Below are 14,210 nucleotides of genomic sequence, written 5' to 3' on the forward strand. Positions count from 1 at the left end.
TGGCACGCTGGATAGAACGATGGGGATGCTGAAGATTCCCGAACATCCTCACATGGAATGCTTCTCTTGGTTTGCTGTAATCTCGGCTCGGCCAACTCTTTCAATTAATGATTCGACTTGGCTCGACTGACGACTTTTCTCTACTTTTCAGTCCACACATTGCCAAGATCTGGTCGCCAGGGCGCCATGTTCTCAATCGCAGCACATTCGGGCAACCTCAGCGTCTTGACTGTCGATCTTTCGGTTCTCCGGGAAACCATAAACCTGTTCCAGCTCTCGAACCATCTTCGCCTGAATTCGACAGAGCGCCAGGGGTTCATGGCGGCGCCCGGTTGCAATGTAGGCTCCGCTTCTCCGCAGCGGCCTGCTTATTATCTTGTCGTTTCGATTGATGGCCATGATAGTGCCATGATCATTTTCGACTTCTTCAATTAACAGGGAAACCTGCTATTGTTCTACTTGGGATTGAAGTGTGATCGCATGTTGCGGGCCTCCGACTTGGTAATATTGCAGTTTGAACGCGACCGCATTTTCCGTTTTGCCCTGGCTCATCATGTTGCATTTCGGATTAAAGTTGCGTCCCGCTTTAAAAGCTATGAAGCCGACTATTCGTCAAGTTGAGGAAGCGCTTGGAGTCAAGGCCCAGGATTGGGATTGTGTGGATCCGAAAGAGTTGATTGATGTGATCTACCGATTATCCATTGAAGCAGACAATACCGTTTCCAAGCAGTCTAACAACGTACATCTCCTACCGGGTCAGAAGCTTACGGGAAAGAGACGCAAATGACAGCGCGCCGCAGCGGCGCGCTGTCATTTACTATAACCCCGCCGGCCGTCGCTGCCCGACTCCCGTCACCTGCTCGAACGCATACCCCATCCTTAGCAACTCCATCTCCCCCTGATGCCGTCCCACGATCTGCATCCCGACCGGCAACCCCTCATCCGTAAACGCACAAGGCACCGACAATGCCGGATTCCCCGCCGCGGTGATCAGATAGCAGGAGCGCATCCAGTCGATGTAGCTCTCCATCTTCACGCCGTCGATTTCCGTCACATACGGCTGATCGATGGAAAACGGCGGCACCTGGTTCACGGGCAATACCAGGAAGTCGTAGCGTTGCATGAATTCATGCATGCGCTTGAACAGCGCGGTGCGCAGTTTGACGGCACGCGCAATCTTCGATCCTGACAGCTTGCGGCCTTCCTCGATGTTCCAGACGACCGTATCCTTGAGCACGCCGGGATACTGGTCCATCACCGCGCCCAGGCGCGATTCGAAGGCGTAGGCGCGCAGGGTCATGAAAATCTCGTGCGCGTCGCGCATGTCGGGCCAGGCCTCCTCGACCACGCAGCCCAGGTCTTCGAATACCTTGCGCTGCGCTTCGATGGCGGCGGCCACGCGCCTGTCCACCGGCAGGCCGCCCATGGTCGGCGCGAAGGCAACGCGCTTGCCTCTCATGTCCTGCTGCAACGGTGCGCGGAAGCGCGCGCCGTCCTCGGCGATCGCCAGCGGGTCTCGCGCATCCGGCCCGGCGATGACCGACAGGTACAGCGCCAGGTCCTCGACCGACCGCGCCATCGGGCCGCTGACCGACAGCGTGTCCCAGCCGTCGAGCGCCGGCACCTGGGGCACCCGGCCGACCGAAGGGCGCAGGCCGACGACGTTGCAGAAGTTGGCCGGGCAGCGCAGAGAGCCGCCCATGTCGGTGCCGTCGGCCAGCGCGACCATGCCGGTGGCCAATGCGACCGCGGAGCCGCCGCTGGAGCCGCCGCATGTCTTGCTCAGGTCGTAAGGGTTGCGTGTGGCACCGAAGACGGCATTGAAGGTCTGCGAGCCGGCGCCGAATTCCGGCGTGTTGGTCTTGCCGATGCTGATGGCGCCGGCCTGCTGCTGGCGCTCGACGATGAGCGCGCTGTATTTCGGCACGAAATGCTCATGCACCTTCGAGCCGTAGGTGGTGCGCATGCCCTGCGTGGGCAGCAGATCCTTGTGCGCCACCGGCAGGCCGTGCAGCGGACCGAGCGGCCTGCCTTGCGCCTGCGCTTCGTCTGCAGCCGCGGCGGCCTGCATCGCCTCTTCCGCATGCAGCGTGACGATGGCATTCACCTTCGGGTTGACCTGTTCGATGCGCTCGAGATGCACCTGCATGACTTCGCGCGCGGAGAGTCGGCCTTCGCGGATGGCTTGCGCCATTGCCGTGGCGCTCATGGTGAAGATGTCTTGTGTCATGTTCAGTATCCCAGGCTTTGCGGAAGCCACAATGCGAGTTGCGGGAATGCGGTCACGAGGATCAGCGACAGCATCATTGCCGCCACCATCCACAGCGCCCAGCGCACCGTCGATTCCATCGTGATGCCGGCGATGCGCGTGGTCACCATCAGGTTGACCGCCATCGGCGGCGTGAATTGCCCGATCGCCATGTTCATCGTCATGATGATGCCGAACCAGACCGGGTCCCACTTGTAGACGGCCATGATGGGCAAAAGAATGGGCAGGAAGACCAGGTAGATCGACACCGCATCGAGCAGCATGCCGGCAATCAGCAGCATGATGGTGATCATGGTCAGCAGCAGCGCTTCATTGCTGGTGAAGCCGAGCAGCAGCTTGGCAAACGCATCGAAGGCGCCGAGCGTGGAGCCGGCGTGGGCGAATACGCCGGCCAGCGAGATGATCAGCATGACGACCGCGGAAATTTCCGCCGATTCCACCAGAACCTCATAGACCTTGCGCAGATCCAGCGTGCGGTAGACGAAGACGCCGACGAAGAAGCAGTAGAAAGCCGCGACCACCGCCGCCTCGGTCGGCGTGAAGATGCCGGTGCGCAGGCCGCCGAGAATGATGACCGGCGCCAGCAGCCCCCAGATCGCTTCCTTGAAGCTTTCCCAGAAGCTCGGCGTTTCCTCGCCGTCGTCGAGGCCCCAGCCGTTCTTCCAGGAGAAGTACAGCGTCGGCAGGATCAATGCCAGCCCGGCCATGATGCCGGGAATGACGCCGCCCGCGAAGAGCGCCGGCACCGAGGCCGACGGCACCAGCACGCTGTAGACGATCAGCGCCACCGACGGCGGGATCAGGATGGCGGTGGAACCGGCCGCCGCGATCAGCGTGGCCGAGAATTCCTTGGGATAGCCCTGCTTGAGCATGCTTGGAATCATGACCATGGCCACCGCCGCCGCGTCGGCCGGGCCGGACCCGGAAATGCCGCCGAGGAACATGCAGACCAGGATCGCGACGATGCCCTGCGCGCCGCGCCGCTTGCCGACCACCGCCGAAGCGAAGCGCACGATGCGCACCGCCACGCCGGCGCGTTCGAACATCATGCCGGCGAGCACGAACACCGGCAGCGCCAGCAGCGGATACTTGGCAATGCCGTTGTAGGCATTGGTCGGCACCGACATGATGCCGAGGCCCTCGGTGAGGATGACGGCGGTGCCGGAGATGCCGAGTGCGACTGCGAGCGGTGCGCCGAGCGCCAGCAGCACGGCGAAGCCGAGGAAGAGGATGATGCTGCCTTCGGCGATCATGCTTCACCTCCGTCCGCGGCATGAACAGGCTGGCGCGTCAGGCGGATCAGGCGGCCGATGATGCGCAGGCAGATCAAGGCCGAGAGCAGCGGCAGCCAGATGGTGTAGATCCATTGCGGAATGCCGATGCCGGGCGAAGTGGTGTCGTACTGCCAGTCGTCCCAGAACAGGAAGCTGCCGTACCAGGCGATGACGGCGAACATGACGGCGCTGAGCAGCATCACGAAATATTCAACCTTGCGCGCCGCACCGGGCGACAGGCGTTCGGTGACGAAGGTCATGCGGATGTGCTGGTCGCGCACGAAGGCGGCCGAAGCGCCGAACAGCGTCAGCACCACCATCAGGAAGATGGAAAATTCCTCGGTAAAGGCGAACGAGGCATCGGTGAAATAGCGCACCAGCACGTTGGCAAAGGTGATGCAGCAAATTAATGCCATGGCCAGGGCGGCGCAGGCTTCCTCGATTTTTACCGGTACGCGCGGCGGCGCTTCTCCGCGCGATTCCGCGCTGTCGGGCAGGTCACTCATGAAAGGCTCTTATGATGCGTTTTTGATGGGTAATGAAAAGCCGCCCGTGCGAGCGGCTTTGGTCTGGAAGTGATCACGGCATGAAGACGGCAACGCCGGACTCCTGCAGGCGTTGCCGTCTTGTCTGCCTTACTTGCGCGCCGCGATCTCGGCTTCGGCCTTTTTCACGAGATCGACGCCGATGGTCTTGGACCACTTGTCAAAGACCGGACGGGTGAGCTTCTTGAACTCTTCCAGTTCGGCGGCGCTGGGGCGCGTTACCTTCACGCCCTGGCCTTCGACTTCCTTCCACAATGCGTTGTCGGAACCGCTCAGGCCCTTGCGTGCGAGCGCGATTTCTTCCTTGCCAGCCTGGATGGCGGCGGCGCGCACCGCTTCCTGGTCTTCCTTGCTCCAGCTTTCCCAGACCTTGCGGTTGACGACGAAGATCAGCGGGTCGTTCATGTAGCCCCACTGGGTCAGGTATTTCTGGCCCACCGCGCTGATCTTGGCGCCGAGGAAGACCGAGATCGGGTTTTCCTGGCCGTCGACCGCGCCGGAAGCCAGCGCCGGCTGGGCATCGGCCCAGCTCATCTGCGTCGGGTTGGCGCCGAGCGCGGTGAAGGTATCGTTGAAGAGCGGGGAGCCGACCACGCGGAACTTCATGCCTTTCATGTCGGCCGGCGTCTTGATCTCGCGCTTGGAATTGCTGATCTCGCGGAAGCCATTCTCGCCCCAGGCCAGCGGCACCACGCCGTTCTTCTCGATGGCCTTGAAGATCATCTTGCCGGTTTCGCCGTTCATCAGCGCATCGGCCGAACGGTAGTCGGGCTGCAGGAAAGGCAGCGAGAACAGGTTGAGTTCCTTGACCTGCGGCGACCAGTTGATGGAAGAACCGACCGCGAGATCGATCACGCCCTGGCGGATCGCGGTGAATTCGCGCGTCTGGTCGCCTGCGACCAGCGAGGTGCCCGGATACATCTTGATGTTGATGCGTCCCTGGGTCTTTTCCTTGACCAGCTCGGCCCAGCGCTCGCCACCCTTGCCCCAGGGGAAGGCAGTACCGAGCACGGTGGAGAGGCGATATTCGGGCTGGTATTTCTGTTGTGCATATACGGGACCGGCAACGGCGATAGCGGCACCGATGGCCAGCGCGGTCAGTGCGAAGAAGGGCTTGCGCAAGATGTCTCCTTTGGTATCAAGCCAGCGGCAATACGTTGCCGCGGGTTATTGCTTATTCTGAAAAGCGTGAGGATGGATGCAGGCATCCGACCAGTTGTACATCCGGGTTGCTGCAGATGCGTAAAAGGCTTGAACACTTTACCAAATTTGGCTTCGTTTTGTCTTGCTTGGCGGAACCGGCTCCTATGCTTTCTTGAAGCATGCGCGATTTTGCCGGTTCTGCTTCAGAGAGCCAGGCAGTACGGTACTGCAGATTGCGTATCTCTCTTCCTGAGCGTGGCGGAATACAGAAAGATTGATTGGCATGCGCATTGCTTTATGGATCACAGGACAATTTACAGGTACCAGAGCATGAACCAATCCGATGAAATGATCGAATTGCTGGTGTCTTCGCTGGCGTCAAGCACTTCCGAACATGATGCCTACCTGTTCAGGGATGCATTGAAACGCCTGGTCAGGACTGCCCAGCAAGAACAACTGATTGAAATGCAGCGCGACTTCGACACCGTCTACGACACGATGTCGAGCAGGAGGGCGCGATAACCGATGACTGGCATGCGCAGTGGCTTTCCGGTGAGGCAGGTAATGCGCAAAAATTGCCTGGCATGCGTACAAATGGATGACGTGGCCGCATGTCGCCAGGCATGACTGCTTGCGATGACGCAAGCTTGTAACGTGAGGTAAAAGCTGCTGTACCGGCGCGAAGAAGCAACGATATTGAATGGATAACCACTCCCTATGGAGAACGCCATGAAGAAGTTGGTTCTTGCGCTGGCCGTCCTGCTGGGCGGCATCGGCGCGGCAGCGCATGGGCAGCCCGCCTCGAAGCCGGGAGCGCTGCAGGATGAAGTCTTGCTGATCGTGGATATCAAGCCGGTGGCGGCTCAGGTGGCGAAGAATCTGAATGTGGAGGCTACCCGCATTCCCTTGACCGTGCAGGCGCCGCTCGAGGTGGCGTCCAATGCCTGTGCGATCCCGGTCAGCGTGCTGGGAGCCCAGGGCGGTGCGGGTGCTGTCGGATGCACGGCGACAGCGACGTCGCCTGCGCTCGAACAGTTGGTCAAGATCCGTCTGCAGCAGCAGTGAAGCCAAGGACCGAGGCTCCACTGCTTTTGGCTGCTGCCTGCTATTCAAGGATCATGGCAGCTGCGCATGTCATGCAGTCTGCCGTCAAGCCTTATTTGGCGGCGCCGGAGGTGGCCGGCGGTGCGGAGCCGGCGGGGCCAGCGGGCGCACCAGGTGCTCCGGCGGGACCGCCGCTGCGTGCCGCGCGCCTTGCGTCGCGCACTGCGGCCATTTCCGCATGATGCTTCTCATGCTGGGCCGCCAGTTCCTCCTTCGTCACGAAGCCATCCGAATTGCTGTCGGCCTTTGAAAAGGCTTCCGACTGGCGTGCCAGGAATTCCGCGCGCGAGACCTTGCCGTCCTTGTCGGTATCGAAGCTGGCAATGTGCTGGTCGACCATCTTCTGCGCATCCATCTGGCCGTGGCGGCCATGATGCGGCTTGTCGCCGGGGCCGCGCGGGCCGCGAGGACCGCCCTCCGGTGCCGGACCGGGCGGCGTGGCTGCGGGAGCACCCGGGGTTCCGGCACCGCCGGCTGAAGGGCTTTGCGCATGAGCGGAGAGGACTGCGGCAAACAGGCTTGCAAAGAGAAGCGATTTTTTCATGGTTACCTTTCCTTCTGATTCTGATTCCTGAAAGTCGGGGGACTTCCTGTACAGCAGTATAGAAAGCATCTCCCGGCCCAAGGTTCATCTTTACCTCTTCTTTCAATGCGGCGTCCTTCGATACATGCACGTACATCGTTGCCTTTCCTGTCGGCATGCATCCAATGCCGGCATGGACTGGCCGGCGGAACTTGCATGACATGCATGCATCCATCTGGCGGAAAGCTACGATATCAATGGCACAGAAAATGGAGAAAAGAATGAACAGGTTCGTTGAAAAGGTCGTCATCGTCACCGGCGCCGGATCGGGCATCGGCGAGGCCACCGCAAAGCGCTTCGCCGACGAGGGTGCGCTGGTCGTGCTGGCCGGACGCACGCGCGAGAAACTCGACAAGGTGGCGGCGGATTTGCCGCAAGGGAAGCATCTGGTGCGCGTCACCGACGTGTCGCGCCTCGAGGATGTGGAAGGCCTGGTGAAGGACACGCTGCAGCGCTTCGGCCGTCTCGACGTGCTGGTCAACAATGCCGGCGTCGCGCCCGAAGGGAAGATCACCGAGGCCAGCGTCGAAGACTGGCGGGAAGTGATGTCCATCGATCTTGACGGCGTGTTCTACGGCTGCCGCGTCGCCATTCCGGAACTGATCAAGACCCGCGGTTCGATCATCAACGTATCGTCGGTCTCGGGACTTGGCGGCGACTGGAGCCTGAGCTTCTACAACGCCGCCAAGGGCGCGGTCACCAACTTCACCCGCGCGCTGGCGATGGACCACGGTCCGGACGGCATCCGCATCAATGCGGTCTGTCCCAGCCTCACGCGCAGCAACCTGACGGAGGACATGTACGCCGATCCGAAGATCATGGCCAAGTTCAAGGAAAGGATTCCGCTGGGGCGCGGCGCCGAGCCCGAGGAGGTTGCGGGTGTGATCGCGTTTCTTGCGAGCGACGATGCGCGTTTCGTCAATGGGGTCAATTTGCCTGTGGATGGGGGATTGACGGCGTCGAACGGGCAGCCGCCGATGGGGTGATCTCGGGTTGCTTGAAGACGGAGCCCCGCTTGCCCTGCATCACGCCTTGCAAGACCTTGGGAAGTCCCTGCTCCTTCCCCTTCAAGGGCGCCCGGCGTAGGGTGGGGATGGGTTCCAGCCGAGTTATCTAAACCCATCCCCCTCCCAACCTCCCCCTTGAAAGGGGAGGAGTATTCTTTGTAGTTTTGCCGTCCACCTCACGCCTTGCAAGGCGCTCCGAGTCCGCAGGCGCGATGCATACATCGCGAAACCCCTGCTCCCTCCCTCAAGGGGAGGGTTGGGGTGGGGATGGGTTTTGGAGATATAGATTTTAGCCACGTCTTTGAACCCATCCCCCTCCCAACCTCTCACCTCGCGGCCGACCTTGAAGGGGGAGGAGTGTTCGTTACTGCTCTGACGTCCATCCCTGCCTCTTGCTAGCCGCTGGGACTCCGCAGGCACAATGCATGCGCTGCATCCACTCTTGAAGCGAGAGAGCTGTTCTATATTTCTCCTGCCTCCCTCCACACCCCCTCATGCAGATTCCGCATGAGCACCGCCGGACATATTCCTTCTCCTCCATCCCCCCTTATTGTTAAAATTGCCAGCATCCAAACCTTGCAAAGAGGAGCAGGCATGACATCCAGGGAACTCTCTTGCGCCCATGCGTGCGCAGCCGTCCGCGGCGCGCCCCGCATCCAAGCTCCCCGGCTGCAGTAGGATATCCACTGACCGGCACCACATTCCACCATCCAAACCCATCAGGAAACCCCATGTCCCCAACTCGCAAGAAATTGATCTGTGCCCTGCTGGCGGCAAGCGCCTCGGCCATGTTCATTGCCGCTCCGGCATACGCGGCCGACCTGAAGATCGCCCTGGCGGCGGACGTGTCCTCGCTCGATCCGCACTTCGTCAACATCGCGCCCAACATCGCGCTTTCCCAGCACATGTTCGACGCGCTGGTGCATGTCGATCCCAACGGCCAGCTGATTCCCGGACTGGCGGTTTCCTGGAAGGCGGTCAACCCCACCACCTGGGAATTCAAGCTGCGGCCCAACGTCAAGTTCCATGACGGCTCGGACCTGACGGCGGAAGACGTCGCCTTCTCCCTCGATCGGCCTGCTTCGCTCACCAACAGCCCCGGCCCTTTCACCAGCTATACCAAGCAGATCGTCGGCAAGGAAATCGTCGACGCCCAGACCATACGCCTGAAGACGTCCACGCCCTACGGCCCGCTGCCGCTCGATGTCAGCTCCATCTTCATCGTCTCGAAAAAGGCGGCGCAGCAGGCCGGCACCGAAGACTTCAACAGCGGCAAGGCCGCCGTCGGCAGCGGCCCCTTCAAGTTCGGCAGCTACAAGCGCGGCGACCGCATCGAACTGGTGCGCAACGATGCCTACTGGGGCACCAAGCCGGCATGGGACAAGGTGACCTTCCGCATCATCGCCTCCGACACGCCGCGCCTGACCGCATTGCTGGCCGGCGAAGTCGATGCGATCGAATCGGTGCCGACGGTGGACATCGGCAAGGTGCGCACCAATCCGAAGTTCCGCATCGAGCAGAAGGTGTCGTGGCGCACGATCTTCTGGCACCTGGACCAGTCGCGCGACAAGTCGCCCTTCGTGTTCGACAAGTCCGGCAAGCCGCTGGACAAGAATCCGCTCAAGGACGTGCGGGTGCGCCAGGCGATTTCCAAGGCGATCAACCGCCAGGTGCTGGTGGAGCAGACCATGGAAGGCCTGGCCGTTCCGGCGTCGAACGTGGTGTCGCCCGGCATCTTCGGCCATGCGGAAACGCTCAAGGTGGAAGCCTATGACGTGGCCGGCGCCAAGAAGCTGCTGGCCGAGGCCGGCTATCCCGACGGTTTCGCGGTAACGCTGCACGGCCCCAACAACCGCTATGTCAACGACGACCAGATCGTGCAGACGACGGCGCAGTTCCTGAGCCGCATCGGCATTCAGGCCAAGGTGGAAACCATGCCGCTGTCGTCGTACTTCGGCAAGGCGCGCGCCGGGGAATTCAGCATGTCGCTGCTGGGATGGGGCTCGCTCGCGGGCGACTTCACGCTGCGCTCGCTGCTGGGCACGCCCGATCCGGATTCCGGCTGGGGCACCTGGAACTGGGGCAAGTACAGCAATCCCAAGGTCGACCAGGCGGTGCGCACCGCGCTGTCCTCGGTGGACACGCAAAAGCGCGAGGCGGCCGCCAAGGAAGGCGCCGTCACCGCGCTGAAGGACTATGCGGTGATTCCGCTGCACCATCAGTATGCGACCTGGGCGGTGCGCAAGGGCGTGAAGTACATTGCGCGCACGGATGAATTCACCTTCGCGCATCAGTTCGTTCCGGAATAAGCCCGGCAATCCGGACCATTCCGACTCTGGAACGCATGTTCGCATTCATCTCCCGGCGCCTCGCGCAAACCGCGGGCGTCCTGCTCCTCATGTCGCTGCTGGTATTCCTCGGGGTGTATGCGATCGGCAATCCGGTCGACATCCTGATCAATCCCCAGGCGGACCAGGCCGACATCGCGCGCGCCACGGCGGCGCTCGGGCTCGACCAGCCGCTGTGGAAGCAGTACGCCCGCTTCCTGCAGGCCGCGCTTGCCGGCGACCTGGGCAAGTCCTTCATCCACGACACCTCGGCCATCACGCTGATCCTGGAGCGCATGCCCGCGACGCTGGAGCTGTCCTTCGTCGCGATGGGCATCGCGGTCCTGCTCGGCGTGCCGCTCGGGCTCTGGGCGGGCCTGCGGCCGGATGCCTTTTCCGGCCGGGCCATCATGGCCGGCTCCATCCTCGGTTTTTCCCTGCCGACCTTCTGGGTCGGGCTGATGATGATCATGCTGTTTTCGGTGCAGCTCGGATGGCTGCCGTCGAGCGGGCGCGGACCGACGACGGACGTCGGCGGCATTCCCGTGTCGCTCTTCAGCACGGAAGGCTGGAAGCACATCCTGATGCCGGCGATCAATCTTGCGCTGTTCAAGCTCTCGCTCATCATCCGCCTTACCCGCGCCGGAACGCGGGAAGCGCTGCTGCAGGATTACGTGCGCTTCGCCCGCGCCAAGGGCCTGCGCGAGAGGCGCGTGATCGGCGTGCATGTGCTCAAGACCATCCTGATTCCGATCGTCACCGTCATCGGGCTGGAATTCGGTTCGCTGATCGCCTTCGCCGTCGTCACCGAATCCATCTTTTCCTGGCCCGGCATGGGCAAGCTGCTGCTGGATTCCATCAACCAGCTCGACCGGCCCGTCATCGTGGCGTATCTGCTGATGACGGTGCTGCTGTATGCGCTGATCAACCTCACCGTGGATATCGTGTACGCCCTGCTCGATCCGCGCGTGCGCCTTGCCGGAGCAGCGCAATGACGCCCGCCCTGCAAACCCGCACCCCGCTGCGCCGGTTCCTGTCGGCGTACTTCGAAAGCCGGCTCGCGCTGTTCGGTCTGGTGCTGCTGCTGGCGGTGCTGTGCGCGGCGGTGCTGGCGCCTGTCATCGCAATACAGGACCCTTACGACCTTGCCCAGCTCGACATCTCGGACGCGCGCCGCGCGCCCGGATCACCCTCGATCGACGGCGAGCGCCATTACCTGCTGGGCACCGACGAGCAGGGACGCGACATGCTGTCGGCCATTCTCTATGGCCTGCGGGTCAGCCTTTTCGTCGGCGTCGCCGCCACGCTGATCGCCCTGGCCATCGGCATGACGCTCGGCCTGATCGCCGGCTACTTCGGCGGCAAGGCCGATGCGCTCATCATGCGCGTGGCCGACCTGCAGCTTTCCTTTCCGGCCATCCTGATTGCGCTGGTACTGCTGGCCATACTCGGCAAGGGCACCGGCAAGATCATCACCGCGCTGGTGGCGGTGCAATGGGCGTATTACGCCCGCACCACCCGGGGCGTCGCCATCGTCGAGCGTCAGAAGGAATACATCGATGCCGCGGTCCTGCTTGGCCTGTCGACCGCGCGCATCCTGTTCCGGCACCTGCTGCCGAACTGCCTGCCGCCGCTGATCGTGGTGGCGACGCTGCAGATCGCGGCGGCGATCGCGCTGGAAGCCACGCTGTCGTTTCTCGGCGTCGGGCTTCCCGTCACCGAGCCCTCGCTGGGACTGCTCATCGCCAACGGCTTCCAGTATCTGCTGACCGGAAAATACTGGATCAGCTTCTTTCCGGGCGCGGCCCTGCTGCTGACCCTGGTCGCCATCAACCTGGTTGCCGACCGCCTGCGCGACGTGATCAATCCCCGCCTGCAGGTGCAGTGATGACGGCTCCGACTCATGCGCCCATGCCGTCCGCCAGCCAGGATCTTCCCATGCTGCTGGTGGACGACCTGCGCACCCATTTCATCGGGCGCTCGGCGACAGCGAAGGCGGTCGACGGCGTCAGCCTGCATGTCAATGCAGGCGAAATTTTGGGGCTGGTCGGCGAATCCGGTTCAGGAAAATCGGTCACCGGCGCATCGATCATGGGCCTGATCGACAAGCCGGGAGAAGTGGTCGGCGGCCGCATTCTCTTCAAGGGACAGGACCTGCGATCCTTCAGCGGCGAGCAACTGCGGCGCCTGCGCGGCAACCGCATCGCAATGATCTTCCAGGATCCGATGATGACGCTCAACCCGGTCCTGCGCATCGATACGCAGATGATCGAAGCCGTCCTCGCCCACGAGCGCATCGGCAAGTCCGCCGCGCGCGAGCGCGCCCGTGATGCGCTGGCGCGCGTCGGCATTCCCTCGCCGGACGAGCGGCTGCTGGCCTATCCGCACCAGTTCTCGGGCGGCATGCGCCAGCGCGTGGCGATCGCCATCGCGCTGCTCAACCGGCCCGACCTGATCATTGCGGATGAGCCGACGACGGCGCTCGATGTGACGATACAGGCGCAGATCCTGTACGAAATGCAGACGCTGTGCCGCGAATCCGGCACCGGCCTGATCTGGATCACGCATGATCTCGCCGTGGTCGCCGGCCTCGCCGACCGCATTGCCGTCATGTATGCCGGGCGCGTGGTGGAGCAAGGCAGCACGCGGCAGATCATCGAGGCAGCGCGGCATCCCTATACCCGTGCGCTGATGGATTCGATTCCCACGCGCGGCGTGCGCGGGCAGCCGCTGCGCCAGATTCCCGGCAGCCCGCAATCGTCCTTCAACCGTCCTTCGGGCTGCGCCTTTCGCGAGCGCTGCCCGCGCGCCACCCAGGCATGCCTGCAGGAGCCGCCCGTCACCGTGACGGAAGACGGCCGCGAGCTGCGCTGCTTTCACCCGGTCGACCCATGAAACCATCGCCCATCATGCCGCTGCTGGAACTGCGCCAGGTGTCCAAGCACTTCCGCAAGGCGCCCGGCGTTCTGGCTCGCCTGCGCAAGGCTGCAGGCTTGCCGCTGCCGAAGTCCGCGCAGTCCACCGTCCACGCGGTCGACAATGTCAGCCTGTCCATTGCACCCGGCGAAGTCGTCGGCCTGGTCGGCGAATCGGGCTGCGGCAAGTCGACGCTGGGAAGAATGGCCGTCGGCCTGCACAGCCTGTCGGCCGGCGAAAGGCGCTGGAAGGGCGAGCCTGTCGACAGCACCGCCGCACCGGCGGTCAGGCAGCAGGGGCTGGGCATGCAAATGATCTTCCAGGATCCGCAGGCTTCGCTCAACCCGCGCCTGCGCGTGCAGGACATCATCGGCGAGGCGCCGGTCGCCCACGGCATCGTGCCGCGCGCGCAGCAGGCGGAATACGTGCAGGCTCTGCTTGAGCGGGTGGGACTGGACCCGGCGGTGATCCGGCATTTTCCCTACCAGTTCTCGGGCGGACAGCGGGCCCGCGTCGGCATCGCGCGGGCGCTGGCGGTCAAGCCGGAATTCCTGGTCTGCGACGAGGCCGTGGCCGCGCTGGACGTGTCGATACAGGCGCAGGTGCTCAACCTGTTCATGCGCCTGCGCGACGAACTGAACCTGACTTACCTGTTCATCAGCCACGACCTCAACGTCGTTCATCATGTCAGCGACCGCATCGTGGTGATGTACCTCGGGCGCGTGGTCGAATCAATCGCCTCGGACCGCCTGTTCGGTGATGCCAACCATCCCTACACCCGCGCCCTGCTGGCCGAAGTGCCGTCCCTGGAGGCGGGGAAGAAGCGCTTCATCGCCATCCGGGGCGAGCTGCCGTCACCGCTCGATCCGCCGGCGGGCTGCCATTTTCATCCGCGCTGTCCGCATGCGATGCCGGTGTGCCGGGAACAGGCGCCGCCGCTTGCAGAAATTGCGCCCTTGCATTTCTCGGCCTGCCATTTGAATCACATGCCGGCCTGATCTCCATGCCGTACGTGCCTGCCGACCCGGCGGCATGGAACCCC

At 62.8% G+C, this 14,210-nt stretch carries 15 protein-coding genes; 10 read left to right on the forward strand and 5 right to left on the reverse strand.

Annotation, left to right across the window (positions count from 1 at the left end):
* Positions 1 to 117 precede the first annotated feature (117 nt).
* Both IGW03_RS07460 and IGW03_RS07465 read left to right on the forward strand, forming a co-directional pair.
* Positions 118 to 435, forward strand: a complete 318-nt coding sequence (locus IGW03_RS07460; protein ID WP_194721899.1) for a hypothetical protein — start codon at positions 118 to 120, stop codon at positions 433 to 435.
* Positions 436 to 514: 79 nt separating this feature from the next.
* Positions 515 to 787 carry a hypothetical protein gene (locus IGW03_RS07465; protein WP_194721900.1) on the forward strand — a complete coding sequence of 91 codons (273 nt, stop codon included), beginning with the start codon at positions 515 to 517 and terminating at the stop codon, positions 785 to 787.
* 30 nt (positions 788 to 817) lie between these two features.
* On the opposite strand, the gene IGW03_RS07470 is transcribed toward IGW03_RS07465, so the two are convergent.
* The 4 genes from IGW03_RS07470 to IGW03_RS07485 form a co-directional block, all read right to left on the reverse strand.
* The gene (locus tag IGW03_RS07470; RefSeq protein ID WP_194721901.1) at positions 818 to 2,230 is read right to left on the reverse strand and encodes an amidase; all 1,413 of its coding nucleotides are present in this window, start codon (positions 2,228 to 2,230) and stop codon (positions 818 to 820) included.
* A 2-nt stretch (positions 2,231 to 2,232) separates the two neighbouring features.
* Positions 2,233 to 3,522 (reverse strand): TRAP transporter large permease, encoded by a 1,290-nt coding sequence (locus IGW03_RS07475; RefSeq protein WP_194721902.1) that lies wholly within the window; start codon positions 3,520 to 3,522, stop codon positions 2,233 to 2,235.
* Positions 3,519 to 4,049: a TRAP transporter small permease gene (locus IGW03_RS07480; RefSeq protein WP_194721903.1), complete on the reverse strand. Its 531-nt coding sequence runs from the start codon at positions 4,047 to 4,049 to the stop codon at positions 3,519 to 3,521. Before IGW03_RS07480 ends, IGW03_RS07475 begins: the two co-directional genes overlap by 4 nt.
* Positions 4,050 to 4,178: 129 nt before the next feature.
* Complete coding sequence (locus IGW03_RS07485) at positions 4,179 to 5,210, reverse strand: DctP family TRAP transporter solute-binding subunit (RefSeq protein WP_438943623.1); 1,032 nt, start codon at positions 5,208 to 5,210, stop codon at positions 4,179 to 4,181.
* Positions 5,211 to 5,561: 351 nt separating this feature from the next.
* On the opposite strand from IGW03_RS07485, the gene IGW03_RS07490 reads away from it, so the two are divergent.
* On the forward strand, positions 5,562 to 5,753 hold the full coding sequence (locus IGW03_RS07490; protein WP_194721904.1) for a hypothetical protein: 192 nt from the start codon (positions 5,562 to 5,564) through the stop codon (positions 5,751 to 5,753).
* Between the two features lie 207 nt (positions 5,754 to 5,960).
* A complete protein-coding gene (locus tag IGW03_RS07495; RefSeq protein ID WP_194721905.1) occupies positions 5,961 to 6,296 on the forward strand; it encodes a hypothetical protein in 336 nt (111 codons plus the stop codon).
* A gap of 91 nt (positions 6,297 to 6,387) precedes the next feature.
* On the opposite strand, the gene IGW03_RS07500 is transcribed toward IGW03_RS07495, so the two are convergent.
* Positions 6,388 to 6,879: an EF-hand domain-containing protein gene (locus tag IGW03_RS07500; RefSeq protein ID WP_194721906.1), complete on the reverse strand. Its 492-nt coding sequence runs from the start codon at positions 6,877 to 6,879 to the stop codon at positions 6,388 to 6,390.
* A gap of 260 nt (positions 6,880 to 7,139) precedes the next feature.
* On the opposite strand from IGW03_RS07500, the gene budC reads away from it, so the two are divergent.
* From budC to IGW03_RS07530, 6 genes are all read left to right on the forward strand, one after another.
* Complete coding sequence (gene budC, locus IGW03_RS07505; protein ID WP_194721907.1) at positions 7,140 to 7,904, forward strand: meso-2,3-butanediol dehydrogenase; 765 nt, start codon at positions 7,140 to 7,142, stop codon at positions 7,902 to 7,904.
* Positions 7,905 to 8,656: 752 nt separating this feature from the next.
* Entirely contained in the window at positions 8,657 to 10,234 is a 1,578-nt protein-coding gene (locus IGW03_RS07510; RefSeq protein WP_194721908.1) for an ABC transporter substrate-binding protein, read from the forward strand.
* Positions 10,235 to 10,269: 35 nt separating this feature from the next.
* Entirely contained in the window at positions 10,270 to 11,247 is a 978-nt protein-coding gene (locus IGW03_RS07515; protein ID WP_194721909.1) for an ABC transporter permease, read from the forward strand.
* Positions 11,244 to 12,140 carry an ABC transporter permease gene (locus IGW03_RS07520; protein ID WP_194721910.1) on the forward strand — a complete coding sequence of 299 codons (897 nt, stop codon included), beginning with the start codon at positions 11,244 to 11,246 and terminating at the stop codon, positions 12,138 to 12,140. The genes IGW03_RS07515 and IGW03_RS07520 overlap by 4 nt, the downstream gene beginning before the upstream one ends.
* A complete protein-coding gene (locus tag IGW03_RS07525; protein WP_438943624.1) occupies positions 12,140 to 13,147 on the forward strand; it encodes an ABC transporter ATP-binding protein in 1,008 nt (335 codons plus the stop codon). The genes IGW03_RS07520 and IGW03_RS07525 overlap by 1 nt, the downstream gene beginning before the upstream one ends.
* Positions 13,144 to 14,166, forward strand: a complete 1,023-nt coding sequence (locus tag IGW03_RS07530) for an ABC transporter ATP-binding protein (RefSeq protein ID WP_194721911.1) — start codon at positions 13,144 to 13,146, stop codon at positions 14,164 to 14,166. Before IGW03_RS07525 ends, IGW03_RS07530 begins: the two co-directional genes overlap by 4 nt.
* Positions 14,167 to 14,210: the final 44 nt, after the last annotated feature.

This window comes from Noviherbaspirillum malthae, assembly GCF_015352985.1.
Lineage (GTDB): Bacteria > Pseudomonadota > Gammaproteobacteria > Burkholderiales > Burkholderiaceae_D > Noviherbaspirillum > Noviherbaspirillum malthae.

Bases quoted from the DNA above. Each gene is read 5' to 3' on its own strand.
- IGW03_RS07470 (WP_194721901.1), bottom strand. From the start codon at position 2,230: ATGACACAAGACATCTTCACCATGAGCGCCACGGCAATGGCGCAAGCC.
- IGW03_RS07475 (WP_194721902.1), bottom strand. From the start codon at position 3,522: ATGATCGCCGAAGGCAGCATCATCCTCTTCCTCGGCTTCGCCGTGCTG.
- IGW03_RS07480 (WP_194721903.1), bottom strand. From the start codon at position 4,049: ATGAGTGACCTGCCCGACAGCGCGGAATCGCGCGGAGAAGCGCCGCCG.
- IGW03_RS07490 (WP_194721904.1), top strand. From the start codon at position 5,562: ATGAACCAATCCGATGAAATGATCGAATTGCTGGTGTCTTCGCTGGCG.
- IGW03_RS07495 (WP_194721905.1), top strand. From the start codon at position 5,961: ATGAAGAAGTTGGTTCTTGCGCTGGCCGTCCTGCTGGGCGGCATCGGC.
- IGW03_RS07500 (WP_194721906.1), bottom strand. From the start codon at position 6,879: ATGAAAAAATCGCTTCTCTTTGCAAGCCTGTTTGCCGCAGTCCTCTCC.
- budC (WP_194721907.1), top strand. From the start codon at position 7,140: ATGAACAGGTTCGTTGAAAAGGTCGTCATCGTCACCGGCGCCGGATCG.
- IGW03_RS07510 (WP_194721908.1), top strand. From the start codon at position 8,657: ATGTCCCCAACTCGCAAGAAATTGATCTGTGCCCTGCTGGCGGCAAGC.
- IGW03_RS07515 (WP_194721909.1), top strand. From the start codon at position 10,270: ATGTTCGCATTCATCTCCCGGCGCCTCGCGCAAACCGCGGGCGTCCTG.
- IGW03_RS07520 (WP_194721910.1), top strand. From the start codon at position 11,244: ATGACGCCCGCCCTGCAAACCCGCACCCCGCTGCGCCGGTTCCTGTCG.
- IGW03_RS07525 (WP_438943624.1), top strand. From the start codon at position 12,140: ATGACGGCTCCGACTCATGCGCCCATGCCGTCCGCCAGCCAGGATCTT.
- IGW03_RS07530 (WP_194721911.1), top strand. From the start codon at position 13,144: ATGAAACCATCGCCCATCATGCCGCTGCTGGAACTGCGCCAGGTGTCC.